Origin of the sequence: Mycobacterium dioxanotrophicus (genome assembly GCF_002157835.1) — a bacterium.
Lineage (GTDB): Bacteria > Actinomycetota > Actinomycetes > Mycobacteriales > Mycobacteriaceae > Mycobacterium > Mycobacterium dioxanotrophicus.
In genome coordinates, this window is the sequence record NZ_CP020809.1 from 2641890 (window position 1) to 2657758 (window position 15869).

Genomic DNA, 15869 nt, shown 5'->3' on the forward strand with positions numbered 1-15869 from the left:
GTCATGAACCGTTATTTCGCAATCTCTTACGGCGCGATGAGCTACGCACTGTTCCTGGCCGTGTTCGTCTACGCAATCGGCTTCGTGGGCGGCTTGACCCCACGCAGCGTCGATGACGCCGTCGTAGCGCCAGTGGGCGTCGCGGTCGTCGTTGATGTGCTTCTGATGACGCTGTTCGCCGCCCAGCACAGCGTGATGGCACGCCCGGGATTCAAAAGGTGGTGGACCCGTTACGTACCCACGGCGGTCGAACGCAGCACCTACGTGCTCTGTGCCAGCTCGGTGCTGGCGCTGCTGATGTGGCAGTGGCGGTCGATACCCGCCGTGGTGTGGGACATCGACTGGCGGCCGGCCCGCATCGCGGCATGGGCGCTGTTCTGGCTGGGCTGGGCGATCGTGCTGGCATCCACATTCATGATCAGCCATTTCGAGTTGTTCGGGCTGCGACAGGTTTTCAACGCTGCGCGACCACAGGCAGAAACCGGGTTCCGCACCACGCTGTTCTATCGCGTCGTCCGGCATCCGCTGAACCTGGGCTTCATCGTCGCGTTCTGGGCGGCGCCCACGATGACGGCGGCGCATCTGCTCTTCGCAATCGTCACGACCGGCTGGATTCTGCTGGCGATACAGCTCGAGGAACGCGACCTGCTGGCAGTGCTGGGCGCGCGCTACGCCGCATACCGCGAGACGGTGCCCATGCTGGTGCCCCGGTTCCCCGGCAGGCGGCCTGCCGAAAGGATCAGTCCTCCAGCTGCACAACGGTTCTCGTGTCTACATTCGGCGCGATCAGTTCGTCGATGATGCGCCGGTGTTCCGGATGATCCCGGTATGCGATGAAGTGATCGCGACTGTCGAAGGTGCCGACGACCGCGAAATCGTAGCTGCCGGGGGAGAGGCCGATATCCGCCCCGCACACGTAGCGTTGCACTCCCGCGAGGCTGGGGATCAACCCGTTGAGTGCATCGGCAACCGGTTGATCATCGAACTGATCCGCCTGCCATTTGAACGTCACGATATGGGTGAACGACATCGGTCTCTTGCTCCTTTGCTGTCGAGCTATCGGACAGAGGTACAGTATCGCCCGCCTGCCTGCCGTCTCGATCGGCGTACTGCGCGTGTGACCGGCCGGTGGTGGGCGAAGATGCGGCGTTTCCCCTGTCGAGAGCGCGTCGACGCGCGACGATATGACGGTGCCAGCACAACACCGCCCACGGATTGACCAGGACACCCTGTCCCGCGTCGACGCGCTGCTCACCACGGTCGACGCGGAGCTGGCGAGCCGGTTTCCCGGTGACCGCAGTGATATCCAGCCCGTGCACACCGTCTACCTGAGCGCATCGGATGCCTCACCGGACACCCCACGCCAGTGGGGGACGGCCGCGCTCGACCTGATGGACCGTCATGCGACCGTGTTCGCCGAATTGGGCGACCCCGACGAACTGGCTCTGGTACGGCAGCGGCTCACCGACGCGCCGATCGTGGATCTGAGGCTGGACTTCGAGGACGGGTACGGTCGCCGCCCCGACGACATCGAGGACGCCGACGCGGTGCGGGCCGGTCAGACGCTGCACGCGCTCGGCCTCGACAGCGTGGGAATCCGGATCAAGGGGCTGACTGTCGCCGAGCGGCCGCGCTCTGTGCGGACCTTGGAGCGTGTCCTCGACGGCGGCATGCCGGACGGGTTTGTGTTCACGATTCCCAAACTTCGTGCTGCAGAGCAGGTTACCGCGGCGGTATGGCTGTGTGAGGCCCTGGAATCAGCCCATGGCCTGCCGGAGCGCACGTTGCGCTTCGAGTTGCAGATCGAGAGCCCGCAGGCGGTACTCGGCCCCGACGGCACCGCCACCGTGGCCCAGGCGATCCAACGTGCCGACGGCCGCTGCACCGCACTGCATTACGGCACCTATGACTACAGCGCGGCCTGTGGCATCGCACCCCAGCATCAGGCGCTCGACCATCCGGTGGCCGACCATGCCAAGGCCGTCATGCAGGTCGCGGCGGCGCAGACCGGTGTGTGGGTATGCGACGGATCCACCCAGGTCGCCCCCGTCGGCTCCGACGACCAAGTGGCGCACGCGATCCGGCGTCATCACCGGCTGGTCACGCGGTCGCTGGCACGGGGCTTCTACCAAGGCTGGGACATGTATCCCGGTCACCTGGTGACCCGCTGGCTCGCGACATTCTCGTTCTTCCGTGCCGCGATGACGGCGGCGGCACCGCGCTTGCAGGCTTATCTGGACCGTCGCGGCGGGACGATCGTCGACGAGCCGGCGACGGCCGAGGCGCTGGCAGCGGTGGTGCTGCGGGGACTGGACTGCGGCGCCTTCACCGCTGCCGACGTGGTGGCCCTCGCGCCCGGCGCAACCGTCGACGTGCTGCGAAAACTCAAGGATCGGAAGTTCGCATGACCCAAGCACGCCGGGCGACGCAGCCCGATCTTCCGGCGGTCGTGGGAGTCTTGTCCGAGGCATTCTTCGCCGACCGGATCTTCCGCTGGATCGTCCCCGACGACGAACAACGACGCCGCTGCGGCCACCTGTTCTATGAGGTGCTCGTGGAGGCGTTCTGGCGTAACGGAGAGATATGGGTGGCCGGTGCCGGCAAAGGGGCGGCACTGTGGCTTCCGCCCGGCGGGTCCTTGGTTCCGCCTGCTGATGCCGAGACGCTCGCCGCACGGCTGCTGGCGACGACGGGGGGTGCGGAGTCGACGGCGAGAATGGCCGAGCTGTTCGCGGCGTTGGACGCGCACCACCCCACCGAACCATGCTGGTATCTGAACTTCATGGGAATCGACCCCGCGGCGCAGGGACAGGGGCTCGGGTCAGCGCTACTGGCATCGGCACTCGGGCAGGCGGATCAGGAGGGGATGCCCGCGTATCTCGAGGCGTCATCGCCGCAGAATCGGAAGCTCTACGAACGGCACGGCTACGAAACCATGGGCGAGTTGATCGTCTCCGACAGCCCGGCGCTTTATCCGATGTGGAGACTGCCGGTCGGGTGATGCGGCGTGCCGTCGGTCCCGGCCGCGCCTGCGCCCACCCTGGTCGTTCCGGAACTACCATGGTGCATGGAACGGATGCCATCATGACCGACCAGATCGATTTGAGTGAGCAGGAAAAGCAGGCTGAGCTCGACCTCAACCAGCTCAGACAGCTCGTGGGCCTCGTCGAGTACGACCAGAGCAACGACCCTTTCCCCGTCAATGGCTGGGACGCCATCGTTTTCGTCGTCGGCAACGCCACTCAGGCAGCCAGCTACTACCAGTCCACCTGGGGCATGGAGTTGGTCGCGTACTCGGGCCCTGAGACCGGCAACCGCGACCACAAGGCGTTCGTCCTGCGGTCGGGTTCCATCCGGTTCGTGCTGAAGGGCGCGGTCAGTCCCGACAGCCCGCTGGTAGCCCATCAGGCCAAGCACGGTGACGGTGTCGTCGACATCGCGCTCGAGGTCCCCGACGTCGACAAGTGCATCGGACAGGCCCGACGGGCCGGTGCGACGGTACTCGAGGAACCGCACGACCTGTCCGACGAACACGGCACCGTGCGGGTCGCGGCCATCGCGGCGTACGGGGAAACCCGGCACACCCTCGTCCAGCGCAAGGTGAACGGCGCTCGGTACAACGGTCCCTACCTGCCGGGATACCAACCGGCGACGAGCACCCACGTCGAGGGCGGCGCCGCATCCGAGCGGCTGTTCCAGGCGCTGGACCACATCGTCGGCAACGTCGAACTCGGCAAGATGGACGAATGGGTCGACTTCTACCGCCGGGTCATGGGGTTTGTGAACATGGCCGAGTTCATCGGCGATGACATCGCCACCGATTACTCGGCGCTGATGTCGAAAGTCGTCGCCAACGGCAACCACCGCGTCAAGTTCCCACTCAATGAACCGGCAGTCGCCAAACGCAAGTCGCAGATCGACGAGTACCTGGAGTTCTATCGCGGGCCCGGGGCGCAGCACCTGGCGCTGGCGACCGACGACATCGTGCACAGCGTCGATGTGCTGCGCAAGCGCGGCGTGCAATTCCTCGATACCCCCGACGCCTACTACGAGGATCCGCAACTGCGTGCCCGCATCGGCGAGGTACGGGTCCCGGTGGAGGAACTGCACAAGCGTGGCATCCTCGTCGACCGGGACGAGGACGGCTATCTGCTGCAGATTTTCACCAAGCCGCTGGGGGACCGGCCGACGGTCTTCTTCGAGCTCATCGAACGCCACGGGTCACTCGGCTTCGGGAAGGGCAACTTCAAGGCCCTGTTCGAGTCGATCGAGCGTGAGCAGGAAAAGCGCGGCAATCTGTGATGACCGACTACCAGTCCGGCTTCGGCAACGCCTTCGAAAGTGAAGCACTACCCGGGGCGCTGCCGGTCGGCCGCAACTCGCCGCAGCGTTGCGCCTACGGCCTGTACGCCGAGCAGCTGAGTGGTTCACCGTTCACCGCGCCGCGCGCTCACAACGAGCGGTCCTGGCTGTATCGGATCCGGCCCAGTGTCGCCCACTCGGGCCGGTTCACCGCCGTGGCCACCGGTCCCGGCAGCCCGACCGAAGGAGTCGCCCATTGGCGGTCCGCACCCGATGACGCCCCACCCGTGCCCATCGCCCAAATGCGTTGGAACGCACTACCGATACCCGACGAGACCACGACGTTCGTCACCGGCGTGCGGACGATCAGCACCGGCGGTGACGTCGGCACCCGCACGGGTTTCGCCTGCAGCGTCTACTGCATCACCTCCTCGATGGTGGACAGCAGCTTCTACAACGGCGATGCAGAGATGCTATTCGTCCTCGAAACGGGGAAGGTCCGGTTCTGGACCGAATTCGGCATCATCGACGCCCAACCCGCCGAGATCGTCGTCATTCCGCGCGGTGTGAAGCTGCGCGTCGAGGTGCCCGACGGCCCGGCTCGGGGCTATCTGTGCGAGAACTACGGCGGGTCATTCACCCTGCCGGAACGGGGTCCGATCGGTGCGAATTGCCTGGCCAATTCCCGCGATTTTCTGACCCCCGTTGCGGCCTACGAGGACCGCGACGTGCCGACGACCCTTTACGTCAAGTGGGGCGGCGCGCTGTGGCAGACCGAACTGGACCATAGCCCGCTCGATGTTGTTGCCTGGCATGGGAATTACGCGCCGTACAAGTACGACATGCGGCGGTTCTCGCCCGTCGGCCCGGTGCTGTTCGACCACGCCGACCCGTCCATCTTCACGGTCCTGACCTCGCTGAGCGAGACCCCGGGAACCGCCAACGTCGACTTCGTCTGTTTCCCGGAACGGTGGATGGTCGCCGAGGACACCTTCCGGCCGCCGTGGTACCACATGAACGTCATGAGTGAGTTCATGGGACTCGTCCACGGTGTGTACGACGCCAAACCGGACGGCTTTGTGCCGGGCGGCTTCAGCCTGCACAACGGCATGATGCCGCACGGGCCCGATGCCCAGGCCTTCGAAGCCGCCAGCACTGCCACGCTCAAGCCGGTGAAACAGGAGAACACACTGGCGTTCATGTTCGAAACCCGCTTTCCGCAGAGGGTTACGCGCTACGCCGCCGACGTTGTCCAACGCCAGCTGGACTATTCGGACTGCTGGAGCGGTCTGACCAAGCGATTCGACCCCAGCCGGCCGTGACTCCGCCGAGAAGCTGGGTCCCCTCCGCGGGGCGCGACAGTGATTTCCCTTTGCAGAACCTGCCGTTCGGGGTGGTGAGCAGCAGTGGCGACGAACCTCACGGTGTGGTCCGCATCGGCGACGCGGTCCTCGACCTCCGCGCCCTCGCATCGTCGGGGCTGCTCACCGAGCCGGCCCGCGACGCCGCTCGCGCCGCGGCGGGCGGCGCACTCAACGACTTGTTCGCTCTCGGTGCTGCACCGCGAATCGCACTGCGCGAGGACCTTCACGTACTGCTCGTCGAAGGCGCTCCGGAGCAGCGTTCCGTCGCTGAATTCCTCACTCCGGTAACGGAAGTCGACGTCCTGCTGCCTGCCCGCATCGGGGATTACACGGACTTCTACGTCGGTATCCACCACGCACGCAACATCGGTGCGCTGTTCCGGCCCGACGCGCCGCTGCTGCCCAACTACAAGTGGATCCCGATCGCCTATCACGGCCGGGCATCCAGCGTCCGCGTCAGCGGCACCCCGGTCATCCGCCCGCACGGGCAGCTCAAGCTGTCAGAGACACCCGCGTTCGCTCCGACCCGTCGGTTGGATTTCGAACTCGAATTGGGCGTGTGGATCGGAGCGGGCAATTGTCTGGGCGAGCCGGTGCTTCTCGATGAGGCCGAAACCCACGTCGCCGGTTACTGTCTGCTCAACGACTGGTCGGCGCGCGACGTCCAAGCCTGGGAGTACCAGCCGCTGGGCCCGTTCCTGGCGAAGAGCTTCGGCACCACCGTCTCGCCGTGGGTGATCACCCCGGAAGCGTTGGCGCCGTTCCGGATTCCGATGAGCCGGCCCGTCGACGATCCGCCACCGCTGGCCTATCTCGACAGCCCGTCCCACCGTGACCACGGCGGTCTCGATGTCGACCTCGAGGTCCGCATCCGCACCGCACGCATGCGCGAGAGCGCAGATGCCCCGGCTGTGCTCGCGCGTTCATCGAGTCGGCACATGTATTGGGGCGTCGGACAAATGATCACCCACCACACCAGCAATGGATGCGACCTGCGGCCCGGCGACCTGTTCGGCAGCGGCACCCTGTCCGGCCCGCACTCCGGCTCCGAGGGCAGCTTGATGGAGCTCAGCCGCGGCGGCAAAGACCCGGTCACCCTGCCGAACGGCGAGACCCGCACCTTCCTCGAAGACGGTGACGAGATCACGTTGACCGCACACGCCCGCCGCCCCGGCTTCGCCACCATCGGGTTCGGCGAGTGCGTCGGGATCGTGCAACCACCGATCGGCTGAGCGCGGCGAGGCTCAGACGCCGGCCACACCGTCGATACGTTCGCGGATCAGGTCGGCATGCCCACAGTGCCGGGCGTACTCGGCGATCATGTGGGTGTAGATCCAGCGCAGGCTCACCTCGCCGCCCATGAACGGGCTGGTGTCATCGAGCGCACGCCTCGCGCAGTTGGTGCGTGCACGGCTGATCTCGTCCTGCCAGATCTCGAATGCCGCGCGGTACGAGGACTCCGGCGATACGTCGAAACCGCCGTCGTGGCCCTCGGGGTGGTCTCGTGCGCCGAAGATCGGAGGCGCGTGCTCCGCGGTGAGCACCCGGCGAAACCAATTCCGTTCCACCTCCGCGGCGTGCTGTACCAAGCCCAAGAGGGTCAACGCTGACGGTGGCGCCGAGGCGACCCGCAATTGCTCGTCGTCGAGGCCTTCGCATTTGGCGGCCAACGTCGCGCGGTAGAAGTCCAGCCAACTCTCCAGCGTCGTGCGCTCATCAGCATTCAGTGGCGGCATGGGCCGCTGGATCGACGTCACGCTCACCGATGGTGCCATGCCGTGCTGACGACGAGCGACTACGAACAGTTGAGGGTGCGCGTGCGGACCTCGAGCCGGAGGCTGGATTCGCAGGTGGGAAAGGTTCTTGTAGGAAGGCGGCCGATCGTGGATGTATATGAGGCGGTGACGAGCCGACGAGCGGTACGCGGCTTCCTTGGCAGAGAGGTGCCGCGCGAGACGCTGGAGCGAGTGCTGACCGCCGCATCGTGGGCGCCGTCAGGATCGAACATCCAGCCGTGGAACATCTTCGTGGTGACTGGCGAGCCACTGGCGGAACTCAAGAAGCGCGCCACCGGTCGGGTGGCCGACGGCGTTCTGTGGGACGACCGCGAATACGTGATGTACCCGCCTGCGATGAAGTCGCCGTACCGGGACCGCCGATCGGCGTTCGGCAACGAGCGCTACAGCGCACTCGGGATCGCCCGGGAGGATTGGGAGGCACGTCAGCGAGCCGCCATTGCCAACTGGGATTGTTTCGGCGCGCCCGCCGCACTGTTCTGCTACATCGACCGCGACCTTGGCCTGGCGCAGTGGGCGGACCTCGGGATGTACCTGCAGAGCGTCATGCTGCTGCTGCGCGCCGAGGGGCTGCACAGTTGCCCCCAGATGGCGTGGTCGCAGGTTCACCACACGGTCGCCGAAATTGTCTCGCCCCCAGCCGAACTCATGCTGTTCTGCGGCATGTCGATCGGCTACGAGGATGTCGGCGTCGACTACATCCGGACCGGCCGGGCGCCGCTCGACGACACGGTTACGTTCATCGACGGGTAACCCAAACGCGCCGATCCTGTCCGGCGATCGGGTCAGTGCCCCGCGTTCCGCACCAGGTCGACGGCGAACTGGTTGACGAAGGTGCCCGCGGACGGTTCCCCTGTGCCGCACGAGCCGTCGGATTCCCCGGGCCGCTTCACCCACAGGAAGGCGTCGACGTTTCCGTTTCCGGTCGCCGTGGTGGGTGGCACACCCAACGCACGACCGCTGGGGTTGCACCAGTACATGTCGCCGCCTGCGGGCCCGGCGCCGTTGCGCGAGGTGTCGATGACGTAGGGCTTGCCGCCGACGGCCCCGGAAATCGCGTCGCCGTAACCGATTTCCTCGTCGGTGGTGAAGAAGTTCGCGGTGTTGAGGCTGAAGCCCCGTGCCTTGGCCACGCCCACCTGGTTGAGCCGGTTGGCCATCTCCGGGGCGCTCACCCAGCGCGAGTGCCCGGCGTCGATGTACAGGGCGGTGGCCGGGTTGCGGGTCAGCGTATCGACGGCGTAGCTCATCAGGTCGAAGCGTTCCTGGCGCTGGGCGCCGGACAGACAATCGGCCATCGCCAGCGCATCGGGTTCGAGGATGACCGCGGCGGGACCGCTGCCGATGGCGGCTGCGACGCCGTCGATCCAGCCCTTGTAGGCATCCGCGGAGCCGAACCCACCCGCGGCGTAGCTGCCGCAGTCACGATGCGGGATGCCGTAGAGGGCCAGGATCGGCATGGTGCCCGCCGCCTGCGCCGTGGCGATGTACTTCGAGTCGACCGCGAGGCTCGACACGTTGTCCATCCAGTAGGCCGTCGGGGTGTTGGCGATGGCGTCGAGTTCCGGACTACCCGCACCCTTGGCGGCCCGCATGGCCTTGGAGTCAGGGTTGACGTAGAAGGTCTGCCCGGCCAGCGGGTTGCCGTCACTGGCCAGGCGCACTGCCGGGCTGCTGACCTGCGCTGTTTCGGCGGTCACGCCCATAAAGGCCACGGCTGCGACCGCCAGGGTGGGGACTATCCATCGCGCGACTGCACCGGCAGCAGAGGAAATCACCCCAGAAACATATTTGGACGAGGCGGTGAGCGCCAATCGCCCACCTGGTATTCAGCGGGCGAGGCGGCGCAGCCCGGTGACGGTATCGGCGAGGGTGACGCGTGGATCGCGGTAGGTGATGCCGAGGTCGCGGCGGCTCGGTGAGTCGTCGGACGCCGGCATCTGGGTGTAGTACTGCATGCCGGCTTCGGTGATGGGGGTGTCGAACGGAAGGAACGGTCCAAGACGATCGAGCACCTGACCCGCAGCACGCAGCATCGTGTCGGGGACCGGGACGGCGAGCAGTGTCTTGCCGGTGACCTCGGTCAGCAGTTTCGCGAGTCGGTCCACCGGAATGCGATGGCCGCCGGCCATGTAGCGGCGCGGCCCCCGCCCGGATTGCAGCAGCGCGGCGTGCAGGGCGGCCAGGTCGCGACCGTCGACGATCGTCCAAGCTGCGCTGCGTCCCGGAATCGCTCCGAGTTGCAGGGCGGCGGCCACGCCCTCGCCGGCCTCGCCGAACTGGTTGCCGACCGGGGGACCCATCACCATGCCGGGGTAGGTGATGTTCACCGGGGCACCACCGTCCTGCATGCCGCGGGCGTAGATCTCGACTTGCGCCTTCGACCGGCCGTAGCCGTCGGTCCCGCCGAACACCGGAAGGTCGGCATGCAGCGTGTCGACGTCGGGGTTGAACAGCGCGGTGATGCTCGACACGTGGATGATCGGATCCAGGCCGAGTTCCGCGGCCCCGCCCAGCACGTTGCGGGCACCGGCCATGTTGGTGCTGAGCATGCGGTCGGTCTGGCCGGGGTCGGTGGCGACCAGGGCGGCGCTGTGCAGCACGGCATCGCAGCCGTCGAGCGCGCGCAGCACGGAGTCGCGATCGGTGATGTCGCCGACGGCGTAGTCCGAAACGTCGACGCCGAGCTGGCCGACACTGGTGTGCAGACGCTCGGGCTTTCGCACCAGAAACCGCACGGAATGTCCGGCGTCGGCGATCGCCTTTGCGCTCCACCCGCCCACGAATCCGGTGCCGCCGGTGACCAACACGCGCATGCGCCAACCTCCTAGCGAGCAACGATTGTCGCAACGACGCTAGTACGTCCGGCGCTGCCGGGAAGCGCTTTGCGCGTCAGCCTCCGCGCAGGGCAGCAAGTTCCTTCATGTTCGCCAAACCCTGCTGTTGCGCGTCATCGAGGAAATCGGGCAACGGGGCTCGGAGTTCGGGCAGCACCTCGTGATCGAGCAGGCCCTGCAGCGCGGCCTGCTGCGGGCTGCGCCCCGCCTGGTTGTCGAGTTCCTGAACACCCGAAGGTGTTGCGTAGTCGTACAACTCGCGATGGATGGGCCGCGATGCGTCGATGTCCATGGTGCCGGGCTTCCAGTACGTGTACATGCCGAGTTTGGCGTCGGACGTGCGTACGGCGACGACGTGGCTGGGCGCCGAGGTAGGAATGTTCGTCGGGGGAGCGGCGGCCCCGAAAACCTTCTGTGCGAGCGGGGATCTCAGCAGCGCCGCCATCTCCTCGACCGACATGTCGTCGGTGGCGTGTGCGACCCACCGCCGGCCGGCTGCGGTGGCATCGGCGGCGATGCCGGCGATGTCGGCACGGCTCGCCAGGTACGAATACCGGGAATCCGAGCGCCAACCCGCACCGCCGTGCGCGATGGTCAGCAGCAGCGGCGCCAGGTCCGCGCTGGATGTGAGCTGCGGCCGTACCTGGCCTGCCGTCGGCGTGAGGTGCCCGGACGGGTCCCTGATGTAGAGCGGCACCCGGATGCTCTCGTCATAGACGGCGGCGCCCTTGCCGCGCAGACCGTGTGAGCCGGCGTACTCCCCGTGGTCTGAGGTGAACACGACGACGGTGTTGCTGTCGATGTCCGGCCGAGCCGCAAGGGTGTCGAGCACCCGGCCGATCTGGATGTCCACCTGCTGGTGTAGCCACAGGTACATGTCGAGGCACCTGGCCCACTGCGCTGCCGCGTCGGGCCCCGAGTAGTCCAGCGCACCGGTCATCAACGGCGACATGAAGTTCATGTAGTCGATCTGCAACTGGGGCTTACCGCGGCGCCGCAGATCGTCGGCGGTCTCGAAATTGAGCGGCTTGGCGCTGAAGAAGTGCGGGACATCCTCGGGCAGAGGGTTTTTCGGCCACCAACAGATGTCGTGCGGATTCACCAGCGACACCGTCGTGCACCAGGGGCCGTCGGTGGCGTTGGCGTCGAACCAGCCGGCGAACTGGTCGACGATCGAGGGGTCCTGCTGCAGACCCTGATTGGGAGCGCCGTTGGGCGACGGGTATGTGCCGCCGGAGAATCCGTGGATGTCCAGCCCGTCGGGAGTGTTGTCGGCTTCGTGACCGAGGTGCCATTTGCCCCACCACCACGTGCGGTAGCCCGCGTCGCGCAGCATCGTTCCCCAGGTCGGAAACCGGGCCGCCAGCGTCGACTCGGTGGGACCTTCTCCGGTGTACAGGCAACCGGTCTGGTGCGAGTACAGCCCGGTGGTCAGCACTCCCCGCGACGGGGTGCACATGTTGGATGCGCTGTAGTGCGAGCCGAAGGCCGTGCTGCGTGCCCGTAGCGCATCGAGGTTCGGCAGCAGCGCTGCGAGCTGCGCAGCGTCGGGGAACCACTGCGGTGCGCGCATCTGGTCGACCAGGATGACCAGGATGTTGGGCCGGCTGCCCGAGGCGGCGTCCGGCGTGCGCAACAGTTCGTAACCTCCCAGCCCCGCCGCGGCCACACCGGCAACCGCCGCGCCACCCAGAACCGCCCGCCGACTGATTTTTGCCATAGAGGTCACATTAGGGGCCGATCCTGGGCGTCGGAGTGGGTCGATACCGTGGAGAGGTGACAGCTCAGCGACGTGTCGATGCCGACTTCCTGGAGTTGCCCCGGTTCGCGTTGGCCGATGCCGCCATGTCGGCGGCGCTGGCCGCCGGTGCCAGCTACGCGGATCTGCGGATCCACCGCATCACCACCGAGATCATCCAGCTCCGCGACGGCGAACTGGAGACCGCGGTGGTCAACCGTGAGGTCGGCCTGGCGGTGCGGGTGATCGTGGACGGCACCTGGGGGTTCGCTTCGCACGCGGAGCTGGATCCCGCGGTGGCGGCTGAGACGGCGCGGCGGGCCGTGGCCGTGGCGACGACGCTCGCGCCGCTGAACGCCGAACGCATCGAGCTGGCACCCGAGCCCGTCTACAGCGACGTGGCGTGGGTGTCCAGCTACGGAGTCGACCCGTTCCTCGTGCCGTCCGCCGAGAAGATCGCCCTGCTCGACGAGTACTCCGGGCGGTTGCTGGCCGCCGACGGCGTCGACCACGTGTCCGCGGGCGTGCACGCAGTCAAGGAACAGACCTTCTACGCCGACACTTTCGGCTCGTCCATCACCCAGCAGCGGGTGCGGGTGCTGCCCACCCTGGAAGCCATCGCCGTCGACGCTGCCGTCGGCTCCTTCGAAACCATGCGCACCCTGGCACCGCCCACGGCGCGCGGGTGGGAGGCGGTCGCCGGCGACGAGGTGTGGGACTGGAGCGGCGAACTGGCCGAGCTTCCGGGCCTGCTGGCCGAGAAGACCAAGGCGCCGTCGGTGATCGCCGGTCCCACCGATCTGGTGATCGATCCCTCCAACCTGTGGCTGACCATTCACGAATCGATCGGGCACGCCACTGAATACGACCGGGCGATCGGCTACGAGGCCGCCTACGCCGGCACCTCGTTCGCCACCCCGGACAAGCTCGGCACCATGCGCTATGGCTCCGAGGTGATGACCGTGACGGCCGATCGCACCGTGGAATTCGGCTTGGCGACGGTCGGTTTCGACGACGAGGGAGTGCGGGCGCAATCCTGGGACCTGGTGCGCGACGGCATCTTCGTCGGCTACCAGTTGGACCGCGTGTTCGCGCCGAGGCTCGGCCAGGCCCGGTCCAACGGATGCTCGTACGCCGACTCGCCGCACCACGTGCCGATCCAGCGGATGGCCAACGTGTCACTGCAGCCCGGCCCCGAGGACCTCAGCACCGACGACCTGATCGCCCGGGTGTCCGACGGCATCTACGTCGTCGGAGACAAGAGTTGGTCAATCGACATGCAGCGGTACAACTTCCAGTTCACCGGGCAGCGGTTCTACCGCATCCGCGACGGCCGGTTGGACGGGCAGCTGCGCGACGTCGCGTACCAGGCCACCACGACCGACTTCTGGGGTTCGATGGAAGCCGTTGGGGGACCGTCGACCTGGCGTCTTGGTGGGGCGTTCAACTGCGGCAAGGCCCAACCCGGCCAGGTCGCGCCGGTCAGTCACGGCTGCCCCAGCGCGTTGTTCCGTGGCATCAACGTACTCAACACCCGGACGGAGGCAGGCCGATGATCGGCGCACAACAGGTCGTCGACATCGCGCTGGCCGCCGCGGGCCCGGGTAACGAAACCATCGTGCTGGTCACCGACCGCGCTGACGCGGCGCTGCGCTGGGCGGGTAACTCGATGACCACCAACGGGGAATCGATCAGCCGCACCACCACCGTGATATCGATTGTGCGCCAAGGGGACAAGGCCCAGGTCGGGTCGGTGCAGTCCAGCGAGGTGGATCCGGCGGTGATCCCGGATCTGGTGGCCGCGGCCAAGGCTGCCGCGCAGGCCGCGCCTCCCGCGCGCGACGCGGCGCCGCCGTTGCCGCCCGACGGCGGGCCCGCCGATTGGGATGAGCCCGTGCCGGGCACCGGTGCGCAGGTGTTCGCCGGCGTTGCCGCCGACCTGGCGCGTGGCTTCGGCGGATCGGACCGGCTCTACGGCTATGCCCGGCACGTGGTGGAGACGACGTTCGTGGCGACCTCCGGCGGGTTGCGTCGTCGCTACACCCAGCCGACCGGATCAGTGGAGATCAACGCCAAGCGGGACGGAGCCAGTGCCTGGGCCGGCCTCAGCACGCCGGATTTCACTGCGGTTCCGGTCGATTCGCTGCTCGACGATCTGGCGTTGCGGCTCGGCTGGGCGTCGCGAACCGTCGAGCTGCCGGCCGGGCGCTACGAGACCATCATGCCGCCGTCCACAGTCGCGGACATGATGATCTACCTGACCTGGACCATGGACGGCCGTGGCGCGCAGGAAGGCCGCACCGCACTGTCGGCGCCCGGTGGCACCCGGGTGGGGGAGCGGCTCACCGACCTGGGACTGACGCTGTACTCCGACCCGCATGCGGAATCGCTGGCGTGCCAACCGTTTGTGGCGGTCCCCAGCTCGTCGGAGCGGACGTCGATCTTCGACAACGGGATGGACATCGGCCGGGTCGACTGGATTCGCGACGGGGTGATCGACGCGCTGGCGTATCCGCGTGCTGCCGCCGCCGAGTACGGCGCCCCGGTGGCCGCGCCGGCCGACAACCTGCTCATGACCGGGGGATCGGTGGAACTGGCCGACATGATCGCCGGCACCGAGCGTGGGCTCTTGCTCAGCACGCTGTGGTACATCCGCGAGGTGGACCCGACGGTGCTGCTGTTGACGGGGCTGACCCGTGACGGCGTCTACCTGATCGAGGACGGCGAGGTCACCGCGGCGGTCAACAACTTCCGGTTCAACGAGAGCCCGCTGGGCCTGCTGCGGCGGGCCACCGAGGCCGGCGTCAGCGAGGTGACCCTGCCACGCGAATGGGGCGATTGGGCCACTCGGGCGGCGATGCCGACCCTGCGGATCCCCGACTTCCACATGTCGTCAGTAAGCCAGGCTCAGTAAATCCGGCGTGGCGGCGGCACCGGTGATGGATACTGCCGGTGTGTGCAGTGAATTGACACGTTTGGTGGCGCTGTCGCCGCCGAAACTGGCCGATATCAACGCCGATATCCGCGATGTGTGCGCCATGACCGTCGGGCTGGCACCCTTGCCGGCGGAAACCACCGGCGGCGCCGTCGATCCCATGGTGAGCGAGTTCGCCGAGCAGTTCAGCATCGACGTGACCGGGATCAGCAACGCCCAGCGGGCCGCGATCGTGGACCTGCTGGGCTCTGAGGTCTTCACCGTGGCCACCCTGATCTACATCGCGGACTTCGTCCCGCGGGTGCACGCCGGGCTGCGCTCGCTCGGCGTGGACGTGCCCCTGCAGCCGGCCGGCTGGGACCACGACAGCCAACCGGCCGACTTCGTGATGAATGTCTTCCTGCCCGCGGTGGGCCGGATGCGCTCGGTCGATCCGGTGACCTCCGAGATCGTTCGGCTACGCGGGGCCCGCCAGCACAACTGCCGGCTGTGCCAGTCGCTGCGCGATTCCGGTGCGCTGGAAGCCGGCGGATGCGAGTCGGTGTACGACGAGATCGACCACTACGAGCAATCCGATCTGTCGGCGCGGCACAAGGCCGCGTTGCGGTATGTCGACGCGCTGATCTGGACACCCGCGCAGGTTTCGGGAGAGGAACTGCGCCAACACTTCTCCCTCGACGAGGCGATCGAGCTCACCCTCGACGTGATGCGCAACGGGTACAACAAGGTGGCGGTGGCGCTCGGTGCGGACGGGGCCCGCGTGGCCGACGGCACCGAGCAGTATCGGCTCGGCGACGACGGACAACCGATCTACGGTTGAGGCCCGCCGACACGACGGTTTGTGGCGTGATTTCGGCGATTCCGCGCCACAAACCGTAGTGTCGGCGCAGCCAGGTG

General features: G+C 67.2%; 15 protein-coding genes. 10 read left to right on the plus strand and 5 right to left on the minus strand.

Annotated elements, in window-relative coordinates; all coding sequences use genetic code 11:
• Positions 1-3 precede the first annotated feature (3 nt).
• On the plus strand, positions 4-801 hold the full coding sequence (gene mddA, locus BTO20_RS12755; RefSeq protein WP_157680209.1) for a methanethiol S-methyltransferase: 798 nt from the start codon (positions 4-6) through the stop codon (positions 799-801).
• On the opposite strand, the gene BTO20_RS12760 is transcribed toward mddA, so the two are convergent.
• Complete coding sequence (locus BTO20_RS12760; RefSeq protein WP_087076352.1) at positions 740-1030, minus strand: Dabb family protein; 291 nt, start codon at positions 1028-1030, stop codon at positions 740-742. The two genes, mddA and BTO20_RS12760, sit on opposite strands and share 62 nt — an antisense overlap.
• A 154-nt stretch (positions 1031-1184) precedes the next feature.
• Here BTO20_RS12760 and BTO20_RS12765 point away from each other — a divergent pair, with 154 nt between their 5' ends.
• From BTO20_RS12765 to fahA, 5 genes are all read left to right on the plus strand, one after another.
• A complete protein-coding gene (locus BTO20_RS12765; RefSeq protein WP_087076354.1) occupies positions 1185-2408 on the plus strand; it encodes a DUF6986 family protein in 1224 nt (407 codons plus the stop codon).
• Entirely contained in the window at positions 2405-3001 is a 597-nt protein-coding gene (locus tag BTO20_RS12770) for a GNAT family N-acetyltransferase (RefSeq protein WP_087076356.1), read from the plus strand. Before BTO20_RS12765 ends, BTO20_RS12770 begins: the two co-directional genes overlap by 4 nt.
• Before the next feature lie 83 nt (positions 3002-3084).
• On the plus strand, positions 3085-4302 hold the full coding sequence (hppD, locus tag BTO20_RS12775; RefSeq protein ID WP_198344365.1) for a 4-hydroxyphenylpyruvate dioxygenase: 1218 nt from the start codon (positions 3085-3087) through the stop codon (positions 4300-4302).
• The gene (hmgA, locus tag BTO20_RS12780; protein ID WP_087076360.1) at positions 4302-5624 is read left to right on the plus strand and encodes a homogentisate 1,2-dioxygenase; all 1323 of its coding nucleotides are present in this window, start codon (positions 4302-4304) and stop codon (positions 5622-5624) included. Before hppD ends, hmgA begins: the two co-directional genes overlap by 1 nt.
• Positions 5621-6898 carry a fumarylacetoacetase gene (gene fahA / locus BTO20_RS12785; protein ID WP_232491128.1) on the plus strand — a complete coding sequence of 426 codons (1278 nt, stop codon included), beginning with the start codon at positions 5621-5623 and terminating at the stop codon, positions 6896-6898. Before hmgA ends, fahA begins: the two co-directional genes overlap by 4 nt.
• Before the next feature lie 12 nt (positions 6899-6910).
• Here the strand turns inward: fahA and BTO20_RS12790 are convergent, their stop codons facing one another.
• Positions 6911-7423 carry a DinB family protein gene (locus tag BTO20_RS12790; RefSeq protein WP_232491129.1) on the minus strand — a complete coding sequence of 171 codons (513 nt, stop codon included), beginning with the start codon at positions 7421-7423 and terminating at the stop codon, positions 6911-6913.
• A 126-nt stretch (positions 7424-7549) separates the two neighbouring features.
• Between BTO20_RS12790 and BTO20_RS12795 the strand changes: the two genes are divergently transcribed.
• Entirely contained in the window at positions 7550-8215 is a 666-nt protein-coding gene (locus BTO20_RS12795; RefSeq protein ID WP_198344366.1) for a nitroreductase, read from the plus strand.
• A 32-nt stretch (positions 8216-8247) separates the two neighbouring features.
• Here the strand turns inward: BTO20_RS12795 and BTO20_RS12800 are convergent, their stop codons facing one another.
• The 3 genes from BTO20_RS12800 to BTO20_RS12810 form a co-directional block, all read right to left on the minus strand.
• Positions 8248-9237: a glycoside hydrolase family 6 protein gene (locus BTO20_RS12800; protein WP_232491220.1), complete on the minus strand. Its 990-nt coding sequence runs from the start codon at positions 9235-9237 to the stop codon at positions 8248-8250.
• A 54-nt stretch (positions 9238-9291) separates the two neighbouring features.
• Positions 9292-10278 carry an NAD-dependent epimerase/dehydratase family protein gene (locus tag BTO20_RS12805; RefSeq protein ID WP_087076364.1) on the minus strand — a complete coding sequence of 329 codons (987 nt, stop codon included), beginning with the start codon at positions 10276-10278 and terminating at the stop codon, positions 9292-9294.
• A 76-nt stretch (positions 10279-10354) separates the two neighbouring features.
• Positions 10355-12019 carry a sulfatase-like hydrolase/transferase gene (locus BTO20_RS12810; protein ID WP_087076366.1) on the minus strand — a complete coding sequence of 555 codons (1665 nt, stop codon included), beginning with the start codon at positions 12017-12019 and terminating at the stop codon, positions 10355-10357.
• 125 nt (positions 12020-12144) lie between these two features.
• On the opposite strand from BTO20_RS12810, the gene BTO20_RS12815 reads away from it, so the two are divergent.
• From BTO20_RS12815 to BTO20_RS12825, 3 genes are read left to right on the plus strand one after another with little or no spacing between them, the layout of a single operon-like run.
• Positions 12145-13593 (plus strand): TldD/PmbA family protein, encoded by a 1449-nt coding sequence (locus tag BTO20_RS12815; protein WP_408632194.1) that lies wholly within the window; start codon positions 12145-12147, stop codon positions 13591-13593.
• Complete coding sequence (locus BTO20_RS12820) at positions 13590-14951, plus strand: metallopeptidase TldD-related protein (RefSeq protein WP_087076370.1); 1362 nt, start codon at positions 13590-13592, stop codon at positions 14949-14951. Before BTO20_RS12815 ends, BTO20_RS12820 begins: the two co-directional genes overlap by 4 nt.
• Before the next feature lie 25 nt (positions 14952-14976).
• A complete protein-coding gene (locus tag BTO20_RS12825; protein ID WP_087082015.1) occupies positions 14977-15792 on the plus strand; it encodes a carboxymuconolactone decarboxylase family protein in 816 nt (271 codons plus the stop codon).
• Positions 15793-15869 lie beyond the last annotated feature (77 nt).